The organism is Pseudomonas sp. NPDC089407, assembly GCF_044900445.1.
In the GTDB taxonomy this organism is placed as follows: Bacteria; Pseudomonadota; Gammaproteobacteria; order Pseudomonadales; family Pseudomonadaceae; genus Aquipseudomonas.
The window spans coordinates 46,925-61,418 of sequence record NZ_JBJDNB010000011.1 but is presented as its reverse complement, the minus strand read 5'-3'; the positions used below and the strand labels follow the sequence as shown (position 1 = coordinate 61,418).

Sequence of the window (14,494 nt, the reverse complement as noted above, 5' to 3'; positions counted from 1 at the left end):
GGCCGTTGTCAGGCGTTAATCAACCAGATAATGGATCCACAAACAATCTCTGCGATCTCAGCATCAAAGGGTGATACTCGGCAAAACGCCATTATCAACTTACAAATGTAGATAATTATCTATATTTTTCAATATCTTATAAGTTTAAGGAAAGCATCAATTCGTGTTCGATTATCGAACATGATTAATTTATGGATCCACAAAAGATCAAAAACACACCCCTGAACCGTGCACGAGGATGCCAGCCATGAACAAATCTTCATGTTTCTCGCCAGCGCCCTGATCACGGGGCGCACAGCCCCTACCCAGCCGCCGCCAGTCGGCTCTCGGCTTGAGGCTGCGGGAGGTGTTGCGTAGCATCCCCCGCCCGTTCGCGCGCCCGCACGGCCAACGCGAAAGCCGTAAAAAGAGCCCCTGATGCCGCAACCGATCCCCCTCAAGGACCACGAAAAGGAAAAACACCTGGTCAACCGCCGGCTTCTGGCCTGCGCCGCCCTGGTGTTCAGCCTGTGTGCCGTGCTGGTGGGCCGGCTCTACGTGCTGCAGGTGCTGCAGCATGACCAACAGACTGCCGTGTCGGAAAACAACCGCGTGCACGTGCTGCCCATCGCCCCTGAGCGCGGGCTGATCTATGACCGCAACGGCGTGGTACTGGCCGACAACAAACCCAGCTTCGACCTGACCATGACCCGCGAGCGCGCTGGCGGCGACTCGGCCAAGGTACTCGACACCCTGACCCAGGTACTGAGCCTGAGCGAGGATGACCGTAAACAGTTCGACAAGGACCTGCGCCGCGGCCGCAAGCCGTTCGAGCCGGTCACCCTGATGGTCGGCCTGAGTGAAGAGCAGATTGCCCTGGTGGCGGTCAACCAGTTCCGCCTGCCAGGCCTGGAGGTGGAGCCGCAGTTCATCCGCGAGTACCCGATGGCCGAGCATTTCGCCCACTCGGTGGGCTATGTGGGACGCATCAACGAGAAAGAAGCCAAGGTCCTCGACAGCACCGAATACCGGGGCACCCAGTCGATCGGCAAGACAGGCATCGAGCACTTCTACGAAAGCCAGTTGCATGGCCACGTGGGCTACGAAGAAGTCGAGACCAACGCCCAGGGCCGGGTGATGCGCGTACTCAACCACAAGGCCCCGACGCCGGGGCAGGACATCGTGCTGACCCTGGACGCCCACTTGCAAGTGGCCGCTGAAAAAGCCTTGGGCGACCGCCGCGGCTCGGTGGTGGTGCTCGACCCGGCCAATGGCGACGTGCTGGCAATGGTCAGCAACCCCAGCTTCGACCCCAACCTGTTCGTCAAGGGCATCAGCTTCAAGCAGTACGCTGCGCTGCGCGATTCCATCGACCGCCCATTGTTCAACCGCGTGCTACGCGGCCTGTACGCACCCGGCTCGACGGTGAAACCGGAAGTGGCCATCGCCGGTCTCGACAGCGGCGTGATCACCCCTGGCAGCCGGGTATTCGACCCGGGTTACTATGAATTGCCCAACTACGACCACAAGTACCGCAACTGGAACCGCAGCGGTGATGGCTGGGTGGACATGTACACCGCCATCATGCGCTCCAACGACACCTACTTCTACGACCTGGCGCACAAGCTGGGCATCGACCGCCTGCACGATTACATGGCCGAGTTCGGCCTGGGCCAGAAGGTGTCGCTGGACATGTTCGAGGAGGCTGCCGGGCTGATGCCGTCAGCCCAATGGAAACGCGCCACCCGGCGCCAGGCCTGGTTCCCGGGCGAGACGCTGATCCTAGGCATCGGCCAGGGCTACATGCAGGTCACCCCCCTGCAGCTGGCACAGGCCACCAGCCTGCTGGCCAGCAAGGGCGTGTGGCACCGCCCGCACCTGGCCATGACCGTGGGCGGCGATACGCCGGTCGACCCCAACCCGATGCCCAACATCGTGCTGCATGACAAACGCGCCTGGGACCAGGTCAACCAGGGCATGCAGATGGTCATGCACGACCCGCGCGGCATTGCCCGCGCGGCGGCGGCCGGCGCGCAGTACCGGATTGCGGGCAAGAGCGGTACCGCACAGGTGGTGGCGATCAAGCAGGGCGAACGCTACAACCGCAACAAGACCCTGGAGCGCCACCGGGACAACGCCCTGTTCGTCGGCTTTGCCCCGGCTGACCACCCGAGCGTGGTGGTGGCGGTGATGATCGAGAACGGCGAGGCCGGTGGCCGGGTAGCCGGGCCGGTGGTGCGCGAAGTGATGGATGCTTACCTGCTGGATGAGCAGGGGCATTTGAAGTCGGAGTATGCGGTTGGGGTAAACGCTGCCCGGAGCGTGCCGCACTCTTGAGACTTTGGGGGGCTGCTGCGCAGCCCATCGCGACACAAGGCCGCACACAGGAAATCGCATTCCCCTGTGGGAGCGGCCTTGTGTCGCGATTGGGCCGCGAAGCGGCCCCTGCAATCTCCAGACAGAAAAGGGAACTACCACCCCCTCCGCGCTCTCTTAAACACTGAGTGGTTTATTTCCCTGTGCTTCACGCTACTGGAGAACTCGACATGCGCCACCTACTCCTCGCCCCTGCGCTGCTGCTCCTGCTGCCTGCCGGTGCTGCCCTGGCCCGCGTCGATGCGGGCGACGTCGCCACCTCGGCCGGTGTTTCCGCTTCGCTTTATTCCACCTTCAAGGATGACAAACGGATTATCCCGGCACGTGACGAGCTTTCCGCCTTCGTCGCCAGTGGCGGTGCGATCCGCGGCGCCTACGTGGAAGCGGCGCTGGAACAGGCTCGCAAGGACCATCCAGGGCTGCAGGCCAATGATGAAGAGCTGGCCCGCGCCATTCTGTCGCAGGATGACCGTATAGCTGACCATTGAGGTAAACCTGTTCCGGCCCTATCGCCGGCAAGCCAGCTCCCACAAGTGCCGCACCATATCTGATGACTGTGGAGCACCTGTGGGAGCTGGCTTGCCGGCGATAGGGCCAGCCCAGGCAACCTCACCCCCAGCCATCCATCCGCATGGTCGCCCTGACCAGGCGCAGCTCTTCCTGCTCAATCTCCCGTAAACTGTCACGAATCCCGTTGATATGCTCGCGCGCCGCCCGTTGCGCCTGCTCCGGCAGCTGCTCCATCACCGCGTGATACAACCGCGCATGGTGCCGATCGATCTGGCGCTTCTGCGCCGGCCGGCAATACAGGTTGTTGACCGAGGCAAACACCGTGCTCAAGGTCAGGTCACTGAGCGACTGCAGGGTATGCACCAGCACGGGGTTGTGCGAAGCCTCGCTGATCGCCCGGTGAAAGGCATGGTCACGAAGCGCATGCCCACGGGCATCAAGCGCCTCGGCGGCTTCGTGCGCCGCCAACATTTCTTCATAGCGCCGGCGAATCAGCAAGCGGTCGACCTCGGTGGCGCGCAACGCCGCCAGCCGCGCCGCTTCAGCCTCCAGCAACGCGCGCACCTCCAGCAGGTCGAACAGCGTACGCGGCTGGGAGCTGAACAGGTGCATCAATGGCGTGACGCCCGCCTGCCCGGTCAGGTCGGCGACGAACGAACCTCGCCCCTGCTCGGTGTCGATGATGCCGCGCCCGCGCAAGATGCGCAGGCCTTCGCGCAGCGCAGAACGCGAACAACCCAGCTTTTCCACCAGGCGCCGTTCCGACGGCAGCGCCTGGCCTACTTTGAGCACGCCTTCAACGATCAGCCGTTCGACCCGCTCGGCCACCTGATCGGCGACCTTCGCCTTGCCTTCCGCACCCACTGTGCACCCTCCTGCTGGTAGGACCACTACGACCACTGCCTCCAATCTAGCCGGGCAAAGCCGTCAATAACCAGCACCCGCTGCAAAAACTGGTAGGACCAGTTACCCCTGTACTCGACCACGGCCACTGCCACGCGCAGGCTGCAACAGTGACCGCTTTGCCAACAACAACAATAACCGTTGCCGAGTGAGCCGATGAATATCCTCTACGACGAACGCGTCGATGGCGCGCTGCCCAGCGTGGACCGGGCGCAGGTATTGCAGACGTTGCGTGCGGCCCTGCCCGACCTCGAAATCCTGCACCGCGAAGAAGACCTCAAACCCTACGAATGCGATGGCCTGTCGGCCTACCGCACGGTGCCGCTGCTGGTGGTGCTGCCCGAGCGCCTGGCGCAGGTACAGGTCCTGCTGAAACTGTGCCACCAGCACGGCATACCGGTAGTCGCACGTGGCGCCGGCACCGGCCTGTCGGGCGGAGCCCTGCCACTGGCCAAGGGCATTTTGCTGGTGATGGCGCGTTTCAACCGCATCCTGGAAGTGAACCCACAGGGGCGCTTCGCCCGCGTGCAGCCCGGTGTGCGCAACCTGGCCATTTCCCAAGCCGCTGCGCCCCATGGTATGTACTACGCCCCCGACCCCTCCTCGCAAATTGCCTGTTCCATTGGCGGCAATGTCGCTGAAAACGCCGGGGGCGTGCACTGCCTGAAGTACGGCCTGACCGTGCACAACCTGCTCAAGGTGGAAATCCTCACCGTCGAGGGCGAACACCTGACGCTGGGCAGTGATGCGCTGGACAGCCCCGGCTTCGACCTGCTGGCCTTGTTCACCGGTTCCGAAGGCATGCTTGGCATCGTCACCGAAGTCACCGTCAAGCTGCTGCCCAGGCCGCAGGTGGCGCGGGTGCTGCTGGCCAGTTTCGACAGTGTCGAGGATGCCGGCCGGGCCGTCGCCGAAATCATTGCCGCCGGCATCATCCCCGGCGGCCTGGAGATGATGGACAACCTGGCAATCCGCGCCGCCGAAGCGTTCATCCACGCCGGCTACCCGGTGGACGCTGCGGCGATCCTGCTGTGCGAGCTGGATGGCGTCGAGGCCGACGTGCACGACGACTGCGAACGGGTCGCCGCCGTGCTGACCCAGGCGGGCGCCCGCGAGGTACGGTTGGCCCTCGACGAGGCCGAACGCGCGCGCTTCTGGGCCGGTCGCAAGAATGCCTTCCCGGCCGTGGGGCGCATTTCCCCTGACTACTACTGCATGGACGGCACCATCCCGCGCCGCGAATTGCCGCGCGTGCTCAAAGGCATCAGCGACCTGTCCAGCGAATACGGCTTGCGCGTGGCCAACGTGTTCCATGCCGGCGACGGCAACATGCACCCGCTGATCCTGTTCGATGCCAACCTGCCGGGCGAACTGGAGCGCGCCGAAGCCATCGGCGGCAAGATCCTTGAACTGTGCGTGGCGGTAGGCGGCAGCATCACCGGCGAGCACGGCGTGGGCCGCGAGAAGATCAACCAGATGTGCGCGCAATTCAACAGCGACGAAATCACCCTGTTCCATGCGGTAAAGGCCGCTTTCGACCCGCAGGGCCTGCTCAACCCGGGCAAGAACATCCCCACCCTGCACCGCTGCGCCGAATTCGGTGCCCTGCATGTGCACCATGGGCAACTGCCCTTCCCCGAGCTGGAGCGCTTCTGATGAGCATGGACCGCGATAACAGCCAGGCCCTGCTGGAGCAGGTCAACCAAGCCTTGAACCAAGGTACGCCGCTGCGTATTCAGGGCAGCAACAGCAAAGCCATGCTCGGCAACCCGGTGGCCGGCGAGGTGCTCGACAGCCGCAGCCACCGGGGCATCGTCAGCTACGACCCGACCGAGCTGGTGCTCACCGCCCGCGCTGGCACACCGCTGCGCGAAATCGAGGCGGCGCTGCACCAAGCCGGGCAGATGTTGCCCTGTGAGCCACCGCACCTGGGCCCCGAAGCAACCTTGGGCGGCATGGTCGCGGCGGGGTTGTCCGGCCCTCGCCGGCCGTGGGCCGGCTCGGTGCGCGACTATGTGCTCGGTACGCGGGTGATCACCGGCCACGGCAAGCTGCTGCGCTTTGGTGGCGAAGTCATGAAGAACGTCGCCGGCTACGACGTATCGCGGCTGATGGCGGGCAGCTTCGGTTGCCTTGGGCTGCTGACCGAAGTGTCGTTGAAAGTGCTGCCACGCCCGCGCCAGTGCCTGACCTTGCGCCTGCCGATGGGCCGCCACGAGGCGCTGGCCGAGTTGGCCGAATGGGGCCAGCAGCCGCTGCCGATCAGTGCCGCCTGCCATGATGGCGAAGCGCTGTACCTGCGCCTGGAAGGCGGCGAAGGCTCGGTGCAGTCGGCACGCCAACGGCTAGGCGGTGAAACCCTCGATGGCCGCTTCTGGAGCGACCTGCGGGAACACCGCCTGGCCTTCTTCAGTGGCCCTGCCCCACTGTGGCGCCTGTCCGTGCCCAACGCTTGTGGCGAGCTGGAGCTACCCGGCCAGCCGTTGCTCGACTGGGGCGGCGCCCAGCGCTGGCTAAAATCAGGCGCAGAGGCGCAGGCCATTCGCGAACTGGTCGCCAAGGTGGGCGGCCACGCCACGTGCTACGCGCAGGGCGCGACCAGCCCACCACTGCCGGCTGCACTGATGCGCTATCACCGTGCGCTGAAACAGCAGCTCGACCCCCAGGGCATTTTCAACCCTGGCCGCCTGTACCCGGACCTGTGAGGCCAGACCATGCAAACCAACCTCAGCGAAACCTCCCGCCGCCTGGCCCGCGCCGACGAAGCCGAAAGCATCCTGCGTTCCTGCGTGCACTGTGGCTTCTGCACCGCTACCTGCCCTACCTACCAGTTGCTGGGGGATGAACTGGACGGGCCGCGCGGGCGCATCTACCTGATCAAGCAGGTGCTCGAAGGCGAGCCGATCACCGCCAGCACCCAGCTCCACCTGGACCGCTGCCTGACCTGCCGCAACTGCGAAACCACCTGCCCATCCGGGGTGAAATACCACGACCTGCTGGACATCGGCCGTGCCGTGGTCGAGCAGCAGGTAGCGCGCCCGCTCGGCCAGCGCCTGCTGCGCCAGGGCCTGCGTGCAGTGGTGCCGCGCCCGGCACTGTTCAAGGCGCTGACCCGCAGCGGCCAGGCCCTGCGCCCGCTGCTGCCGGCCACGCTCAAGCGCAAGCTGCCGGCGCACGTCACCCCACCTGGCCAGCGCCCCGCTCTGCGCCATGCACGGCGGGTACTGATGCTCGAGGGCTGCGTGCAGCCGGCCCTGTCACCCAACACCAATGCTGCTGCCGCGCGCCTGCTCGACCGCCTGGGGATCAGCGTGCAAGCGATCCACCAGGCCGGTTGCTGTGGCGCCGTGGACTACCACCTGAACGCCCAGGCACAAGGCCTGCAACGCGCTCGACGCAATATCGACGCCTGGTGGCCGGCCATCGAAGCGGGCGCCGAGGCCATCGTGCAAACCGCCAGCGGCTGCGGCGCGTTTGTCCGTGACTACGGCCACCTGCTGGCGCAAGACCCGCATTACGCCGCCAAGGCTGCACGGGTCAGTGCGCTGTCCCGCGACCTGGTAGAAGTGCTGCGCGATGAACCGGTTGAGCAACTGGGCCTGTGCGCCGAGCAGCGCCTGGCCTTCCACTGCCCGTGCACCCTGCAGCATGCGCTGAAGCTGGGCGGCGCGGTGGAGGCATTGCTGACGCGCCTGGGCTTTACGCTGACTGCGGTGCCCGATGGTCACCTGTGTTGCGGCTCGGCGGGCACCTATTCGCTGACCCAACCTGAACTGTCCCTGCAACTGCGCGATAATCGCCTGAATGCGCTGGAAAGCGGCAAACCGCAAGTCATCGCTACCGCCAACATCGGCTGCCAGACCCACATCGACGGGGCTGGGCGCACGCCGGTACGGCACTGGATCGAAATCGTCGAAGCAGCCTTGAACCCAGAGACCTCCCATGCATAGCAAGCCAGGCCGATGTTGCTCGTGTGCTTGCCTGGGGATTTTGGTTGCCTGTCAGATCGAGCGCCCCCCGCGCGGCGCTTCGCGGCACAAGGCCGCACATCTGTTTCGGGCCAATCATTCCTGTGATATCACCTCTGGCCGCCTTGTTTGTTCCCTTCGACATCGGCATTGCCGCTGCTCTCCATCAATTTCCAGCCATGCACCCAGGGTGCGAGTGCGCAGGTGGCAGGAGTGACTGGCCCGAAACAGATGTGGGAGCGGCCTTGTGCCGCGATGCGCCGCGCGGGCGGCGCTCGATTTGTGCATCACCTCAAAACCCAAGGCATGCACCTGGGCGCCTTCAACAAGACTCGCGCCTTATAAATTACCCCCATCGGAGGAGAATCAGAGATTTCCCACAAGGCTCTCAGATTCGCCCTACTTGCCCGTTCAACCTGAAGAAAACAAGATCGGCATGCGATGACTGTCCAGGGGAAACTCCGCATGCACGTGTACGCCCGCTCCATTGCCGAACTGCGCAACAGCCTGCGCGAAATGCTTGCCCATGACATCAACAACCCCGATGAAGACCCGCACCTGTCGGGGGTGATGTTCTTCTGTGCGACGGATGAGCAGACCCGCTTGTTGATCGAACGCATCGAGCTACTGGCCAGCGCAGTGTTCTTCGACTTGAACGGGCGGGCCATTACCGAGCATATGCGGGCGGCCACAGTGGACGGCGTGTGCATCAAGCGCAACCGCAAGGCGCCAGCGGACGAAACCGTCATACGCATAGCGGTGGCGGACAAGGGCTATATCACCGTGAGCACCGCCCGGCTCTGACCCGTCATTTCTGGGGCTGCTTTGCAGCCCATCGCCGGCGAGCCAGCGCCCACAGGTCTGCGCTGAACCTGAGCATTGTGGGTACCTGTGGGAGCTGGCTTGCCGGCGATTGGGCCGCAAAGCGGCCCCATGCTGTTCCCTGGCCAATCCGCTATCCTGAGCACTCCCCCGCTCCGGACCGCCCCATGGAACTGCACATCCGCCTGGAGGGCCGTAAAGGCCTGGCCGACCAGCTTTACCAGCAATTGCGCGCCGGTATCGACAGCGGCCACCTGGCTGCCGGCACCCAGCTGCCACCTACCCGCCTGCTGGCCGAACAACTGGGCGTTTCGCGCAAGACCGTGGCCGAGGCCTATTCACGCCTGACCTACGACAACCTGCTCAGCGGCGTGGTCGGCCGTGGCACCTTCATCACCCTACGCCAGCCGCTACGCAGCAGCGGAGCAGCTGGCATCCCCCTGGCCGGCGCCGCGGCTCTCGAGCGCTGGCAGCAGCGTGCCACGGTGCTCGCCCAACGCCAACTGCAGACACCCTCGCGCTACGACTTCATCGGCGGCGCTTCAAGCAAGGCACAGTTCCCGTTCGACCAATGGCGCAGTTGCCTGAACTACGCCCTGCGCCGCAGCCAGCGCCACCCCGAACGGCAATTTCCGGCCCAGGGCCTGCCGGAGCTGCGCGAGGCCATTGCCCATCATGTCGCCTACGCCCGTGGCGTACATTGCAGCGCCGCCGACCTGCTGGTGTGCAACGGTGCCCAGCAGGCACTGGACCTGATCGCCCGGGTGCTGGTCGAACCAGGTTGCCAGGTGGCCATGGAAGACCCCGGCTACCCGCCGGCACGGCAACTGTTCCTGGCGCTGGGTGCACGCCTGCAATCGGTACCGGTGGATGCTGAAGGCCTGTGCGTAGAGCAGATCGCCGACGGTACCCGGCTGATCTACGTAACGCCTTCGCACCAGTTCCCGCTGGGCATGCCGATGAGCGAGCCCCGCCGCCACGCCCTGCTGGCGCGGGCTGCCGAGCTGGGGGCGCTGATTATCGAGGACGACTACGACTGCGAATTCCGCTACCACGGGCCGGCCTCGGACGCGCTGCAGCGCCTCGACCGGCATGGCCTGGTGGCTTATGTGGGGACGTTTTCCAAAACCTTGCTGTCCGAGCTGCGCCTGGGTTATGCCGTGTTGCCGCCGGCGGTGCTGCAGGCCGCTTGTGTGGCCAAGCACCTCAGCGACTGGCACAGCCCGACCCTGCTGCAATGGGCGCTGGCGCGTTTCCTTGGCGAGGGCCACCTGAACAGGCACATCCGCCGCTGCCACGACGTCTACAATGCCCGCCGCGAGCGCATCCTGGCACGCCTGGGCGGCGACCTGGCGCCGTGGTTCGACGCCATTCCCGCCAGCGCCGGCTTCCACCTCAGCGCCCTGGCCAAACCCGAGGTCGATGTGGAACTGCTGGCGAACCTCGCGCGCAAGGTGGAAGTCGGCCTGTATTCGCTGGCGCCGTTCTTCAGCGAAGCGCCAGTACGCCCGGGGCTGTTGCTGGGCTTCGGCGCCATCGAACTGCTGGACATCGACCCGGCGCTGGACCGGGTGCGCGATACCCTGCAACGCCTCAGCTGACCGGGGCCGCCTTACCCGCGGCTGGCGGGCGGGCGATCGCCGCCGCATAGCCGCGCGGGTTGAAGCAGGCGGTCACCAGCAACATCGCCAACACCGTCACGGTCAGCAGCGTCCATGAAGCCTGGAAATCGCCACTGACATCGCGCAGCCAGCCGGTGATATACGGCACGATGCCGGTGATGATAAAGCCGATGCCCTGCACGAACGCTGCCAGGCTGCCGGCTTCGGCGGGCGTTTTCAGGTGCTCCAGGGTTAGCGTCAGGCTCTGGCTGAAGCAGGCGCCCAGGCCAAAACCGATCATCGCGACCCACAGCCCCGAAGCCACCGTCGGCGCCAGCAGCAGGCCGAGGAAGCCGGCCAGCTGGATCGCCAGCGCCAACCACAGGCCCGGGCGGCGGTCCGCCCAGCGCCGCAGCAACAACGGTAGCCCCAGCGCGCCGGCCACCTGGAAGATGGTCATCAGGCCGACCAGGTCGGCGCCGCCCTGGGCACTGCCGCCGTGCTCGATGTGGTAGGCCGGCAACCAGGCCACCATGCTGGTGTAGCCGCCATTGATCAGGCCGAAGTACAGCGCCAGCAACCACGCCCGGCGGGTGCCGAACCAGTGCCCGCCTGTGGCCCCCGCCAACTTTGGCGCATCGTGGCGTGGCCGCAGCACGGCCCAGGCCAGCACCGCCAGCACGGCCGGGATCGCCCACAGGCCCAGGCCGGCCTGCCAGTGGCCGAAGTGGCCGCTGATGTGTGGCCCGAGCACTGCCGCCAGGCCGCCGCCAGTCATCAGTGCCGCCGAATACAGGCCCATGGCCCCGGCCAGGCGCCCGGGGAACCAGCGGTTGACCAGCCCCGGCATCATGCCCTGCACCACCGCCACGCCCAAACCGGCCACTACCGCACTGGCAATCAACGCCCAGGCGCTGTCCAGCTGCAGGCGCCACAGGCAGGCCAAGGCAATCGCTGCCAGGCCGCCGAGCATGCCGCCATGCTCGCTGATCCAGCGCCGTAGCCACGGCTGCAACAACGGCATCAGGCCCATGCACAGCACCGGCAGCGCCGTCAGCAGGGCCGCCTGCTGGTAACCCAGGCCGGTGCTGGCACGCATGGGTTCGAGTAACGGGCCGATACTGGTCAGGATCGGTCGCAGGTTCAGTGCCAGCAGGATCACCAGCAACAGGTTCAGTGCAGCGCTCATTGTGAATCGGTTCTCTTCTCGCAAGACCCAGCCATTATCCCGGCTTGGCCGGGCTGGCAGAAATGAAGAGATTGGATGCTTGTCAGTGGCCACCTGAATGCACGATTGGCCTCCCGCTTATGGGCGCAATTGGCTATCGGGGCGGCCCATGCACAGCGCTACAGTAGCGTCATTGCCACCCCACACCTTTTGGAGACTGCCATGCACAACCGTATCGAATGGGCCAAACACGCACCCGAAGCCTACAAAGCCATGGTCGGCCTGGAACAGGCCCTGGCCAAGAGCGGCCTGGACAATTCGCTGCTGGAACTGGTACGCCTGCGCGCCTCGCAGATCAACGGCTGCGCCTACTGCGTCAACTTGCACGCCAACGATGCACGCAAGGCCGGTGAAACCGAAGCACGCCTGCAGACCTTGTGCGTGTGGCAGGAAACGGCCTACTTCACCCCGCGTGAACGTGCGGCGCTGGCCTGGGTCGAGAGCCTGACCCGCCTGCCTGAACAGGGCGCACCACAAGGGCAGTACGAAGCCCTGCAGGAGCACTTCGAGCCGGCCGAAGTGGCCAACCTGACCTTGGCGATTGCCGCCATCAATGCCTGGAACCGCTTTGGGGTCGGGTTTGCCATGGTGCCGGCCTGATCTTCAACTGATTGCCTGTATTGGCCCTATCGCCGGCAAGCCAGCTCCCACAGGTACACCACAGGTGTTCAAATTCTGTGGCGTACCTGTGGGAGCTGGCTTGCCGGCGATAGGGCCAGTACAGGTAAACGCTAACGCCCCGCCAACCGCGCCCGATAGCTCCCCGGACTCTGCCCGGTCCATTTCTTGAACGCCCGGTGAAACGCACTGGGCTCCTGAAACCCCGCCTGTTCGGCTATTTCGGCAATGCTCAGCTCGCCTTCGCGCAAGCGCTCGAAGGCCATCGCCCGGCGCACCTCATCCTTGATCTGCTGGTACGACCGCCCCTCGCGCTCCAGCTGCCGGCGGAACGTACTGGCACTCACCCCCTGCTGCTGTGCCAGCGCGGCCAAGGTCGGCCATTGCCCGTAACGGCGTGCCCGCAGGTGCCGGTACACCTCGGCCACCAGCCCGTTCTGGTTGCGAAAGCGGATCACCAGCCCTTGCGGCGCACTGCGCAAGAAGGTCTTCAAGGCCGCCACGTCCTGCACCACCGGCTGGCGCAGGCAGGCACTGTCGAACTCTACCTCGGTGCGCCCGCTGCCCAGGCGCAGGTCTGGCCCCCACAACAGCAGGTCGTCCTCCTGGGCCGGGCGCGACACTGCCAGCTCGGTGCGGTCTATGGCGATCCGCCGCCCGCCCAGCCAGCACAGCATGCCGACCATCAGCACCAGGTAGGTTTCCTCGGCGTACACCCGGGTCAGCGGGTCGGCGATACTCGACTGCACACTGATCAGCGCCCGCCCACCGCGTAAAGTGAGGCTGCCGCGCAGGTCACGCAGGAACAGGCCAAAGCCACCCATGCACTGGCGCAGGGCCTTCTCCAGGTTGGGTTCGAGAATCAGCCCCCGGCAGATCAGGGCAAAACTGCCCAGCGGCATGCCGTGGCTGTCGAGGCGGAAGAACTCATCGTCCAGGCGTTGGATCAACGCCAGCCACAGTTGCGCGAACGCCTTGGCCGGCACCCGCGCCTGGGGCTGGTCGAGCAGCTGCGGGTCGATGCCCACCGCGCGCAACTGTGCATCACGCTCGGCGGGGCTGTCGCGCAGGGCGTGGAGCATGGCATTGAGAAAGTACACGGCGACCGAATCGCTATCGCGCATGGCGGTTTTCGCTGTCTATGCTGAGTGGCAAAAAGTGCCAGGTTGTTTGAACAGTTCCGGCATAGGCTGCAACAGAGCCTTTGCCTAGACTCGGACCCACTCCGGGACCTTGCCGGCCATTCTCGCAGAGCCGGGCCCGGTCCCGCCATGCCTTCGCAATCGGAGCCTCTATGAGCAGCGCAGAAATCTACGTCGTCAGTGCCGTCCGTTCAGCCATTGGTGGCTTTGGCGGTTCCCTCAAGGACCTGCCGCTGGCCGACCTGGCCACCGCCATTACCCGCGCCGCCATCGAGCGCTCGGGCTTGGCCGCCGAGCAAGTCGGCCATCTGGTGATGGGCACCGTGATTCCTACCGAACCCCGTGACGCCTACTTGGCGCGGGTAGCGGCCATGAACGCCGGCATCCCCAAGGAAACCCCGGCTTTTAACGTTAACCGCCTGTGCGGCTCGGGCCTGCAGGCCATCGTCTCGGCAGCCCAGGGCCTGCTGCTGGGCGATACCGACGTGGCCATTGCCGCTGGCGCCGAATCCATGAGCCGTGGCCCTTACCTGCTGCCGCAAGCGCGCTGGGGCGCACGCATGGGTGACCTGCAAGGCATCGACTACACCGTTGGCGTGCTGCATGACCCGTTCGAGCACTTCCACATGGGCATCACCGCCGAAAACGTCGCGGCCAAACATGGCATCACCCGTGAAATGCAGGACGAACTGGCCCTGACCAGCCAGCGCCGCGCCGCCCGCGCCATTGCCGAAGGCCGCTTCGCCAGCCAGATCGTGCCGGTGGAGCTGAAAACCCGCAAAGGCAGCGTGCAGTTCAGCGTCGATGAACATGTGCGTGGCGACGTGACCGCCGAGCAACTGGCCGGCATGAAGCCGGTGTTCAAGAAAGACGGCACCGTCACCGCCGGCAACGCCAGCGGTATCAACGACGGCGCCGCCGGCCTGGTACTGGCAAGCGGTGACGCCGTGCGCCGCCTGGGCCTGAAGCCGCTGGCCCGCCTGGTCGGCTACGCGCATGCCGGGGTAGAACCCGAGCTGATGGGCCTGGGGCCGATCCCTGCCACCCGCAAGGTGCTGGAAAAGACCGGCCTGAAGGTCCAGGACCTGGACGTGATCGAGTCCAATGAAGCCTTCGCCGCCCAGGCCTGCGCCGTGGCTAGCGAGCTGGGCTTCGACCCGGAAAAGGTCAACCCCAACGGTTCGGGCATTTCCCTCGGCCACCCGGTAGGTGCCACCGGCGCGATCATCGCCACCAAGGCCATCCATGAGCTGCAGCGCATCCAGGGCCGCTATGCCCTGGCCACCATGTGCATCGGCGGCGGCCAAGGCATCGCCATCGTCTTCGAGCGCGTTTGAGGGAGCCTGA

The 14,494-nt window shown here is 65.4% G+C and carries 12 protein-coding genes; 9 read left to right on the top strand and 3 right to left on the bottom strand.

All coding sequences use genetic code 11. The annotated features are described in order from the left end of the window. Window positions 1-417 precede the first annotated feature (417 nt). Complete coding sequence (gene mrdA / locus ACI2KG_RS10995; RefSeq protein ID WP_404661917.1) at window positions 418-2,316, top strand: penicillin-binding protein 2; 1,899 nt, start codon at window positions 418-420, stop codon at window positions 2,314-2,316. Window positions 2,317-2,525: 209 nt separating this feature from the next. Next, window positions 2,526-2,843: a DUF2388 domain-containing protein gene (locus ACI2KG_RS10990; RefSeq protein WP_201205562.1), complete on the top strand. Its 318-nt coding sequence runs from the start codon at window positions 2,526-2,528 to the stop codon at window positions 2,841-2,843. A 121-nt stretch (window positions 2,844-2,964) separates the two neighbouring features. Here the strand turns inward: ACI2KG_RS10990 and glcC are convergent, their stop codons facing one another. Beyond that, complete coding sequence (gene glcC, locus ACI2KG_RS10985; RefSeq protein WP_404661916.1) at window positions 2,965-3,729, bottom strand: transcriptional regulator GlcC; 765 nt, start codon at window positions 3,727-3,729, stop codon at window positions 2,965-2,967. Between the two features lie 195 nt (window positions 3,730-3,924). Between glcC and glcD the strand changes: the two genes are divergently transcribed. The 5 genes from glcD (at window position 3,925) to ACI2KG_RS10960 (ending at window position 10,159) form a co-directional block, all read left to right on the top strand. Further along, entirely contained in the window at window positions 3,925-5,424 is a 1,500-nt protein-coding gene (gene glcD / locus ACI2KG_RS10980) for a glycolate oxidase subunit GlcD (protein WP_404661915.1), read from the top strand. Further along, window positions 5,424-6,473 carry a glycolate oxidase subunit GlcE gene (gene glcE / locus ACI2KG_RS10975; protein WP_404661914.1) on the top strand — a complete coding sequence of 350 codons (1,050 nt, stop codon included), beginning with the start codon at window positions 5,424-5,426 and terminating at the stop codon, window positions 6,471-6,473. The genes glcD and glcE overlap by 1 nt, the downstream gene beginning before the upstream one ends. Window positions 6,474-6,482: 9 nt before the next feature. Continuing rightward, window positions 6,483-7,718: a glycolate oxidase subunit GlcF gene (glcF, locus tag ACI2KG_RS10970; protein WP_404661913.1), complete on the top strand. Its 1,236-nt coding sequence runs from the start codon at window positions 6,483-6,485 to the stop codon at window positions 7,716-7,718. Window positions 7,719-8,201: 483 nt separating this feature from the next. Next, complete coding sequence (locus ACI2KG_RS10965) at window positions 8,202-8,540, top strand: hypothetical protein (RefSeq protein WP_400617219.1); 339 nt, start codon at window positions 8,202-8,204, stop codon at window positions 8,538-8,540. A gap of 185 nt (window positions 8,541-8,725) precedes the next feature. Then, window positions 8,726-10,159 (top strand): PLP-dependent aminotransferase family protein, encoded by a 1,434-nt coding sequence (locus ACI2KG_RS10960; protein ID WP_404661912.1) that lies wholly within the window; start codon window positions 8,726-8,728, stop codon window positions 10,157-10,159. On the opposite strand, the gene ACI2KG_RS10955 is transcribed toward ACI2KG_RS10960, so the two are convergent. Continuing rightward, on the bottom strand, window positions 10,152-11,348 hold the full coding sequence (locus tag ACI2KG_RS10955) for a cyanate transporter (protein ID WP_404661911.1): 1,197 nt from the start codon (window positions 11,346-11,348) through the stop codon (window positions 10,152-10,154). The genes ACI2KG_RS10960 and ACI2KG_RS10955 overlap by 8 nt on opposite strands. Window positions 11,349-11,549: 201 nt before the next feature. On the opposite strand from ACI2KG_RS10955, the gene ACI2KG_RS10950 reads away from it, so the two are divergent. Then, window positions 11,550-11,987 carry a carboxymuconolactone decarboxylase family protein gene (locus ACI2KG_RS10950; protein WP_404661910.1) on the top strand — a complete coding sequence of 146 codons (438 nt, stop codon included), beginning with the start codon at window positions 11,550-11,552 and terminating at the stop codon, window positions 11,985-11,987. A 131-nt stretch (window positions 11,988-12,118) separates the two neighbouring features. Here the strand turns inward: ACI2KG_RS10950 and ACI2KG_RS10945 are convergent, their stop codons facing one another. Then, entirely contained in the window at window positions 12,119-13,129 is a 1,011-nt protein-coding gene (locus ACI2KG_RS10945) for an AraC family transcriptional regulator ligand-binding domain-containing protein (protein ID WP_404661909.1), read from the bottom strand. 170 nt (window positions 13,130-13,299) lie between these two features. Between ACI2KG_RS10945 and ACI2KG_RS10940 the strand changes: the two genes are divergently transcribed. Next, complete coding sequence (locus ACI2KG_RS10940; protein ID WP_404661908.1) at window positions 13,300-14,484, top strand: acetyl-CoA C-acyltransferase family protein; 1,185 nt, start codon at window positions 13,300-13,302, stop codon at window positions 14,482-14,484. Window positions 14,485-14,494: the final 10 nt, after the last annotated feature.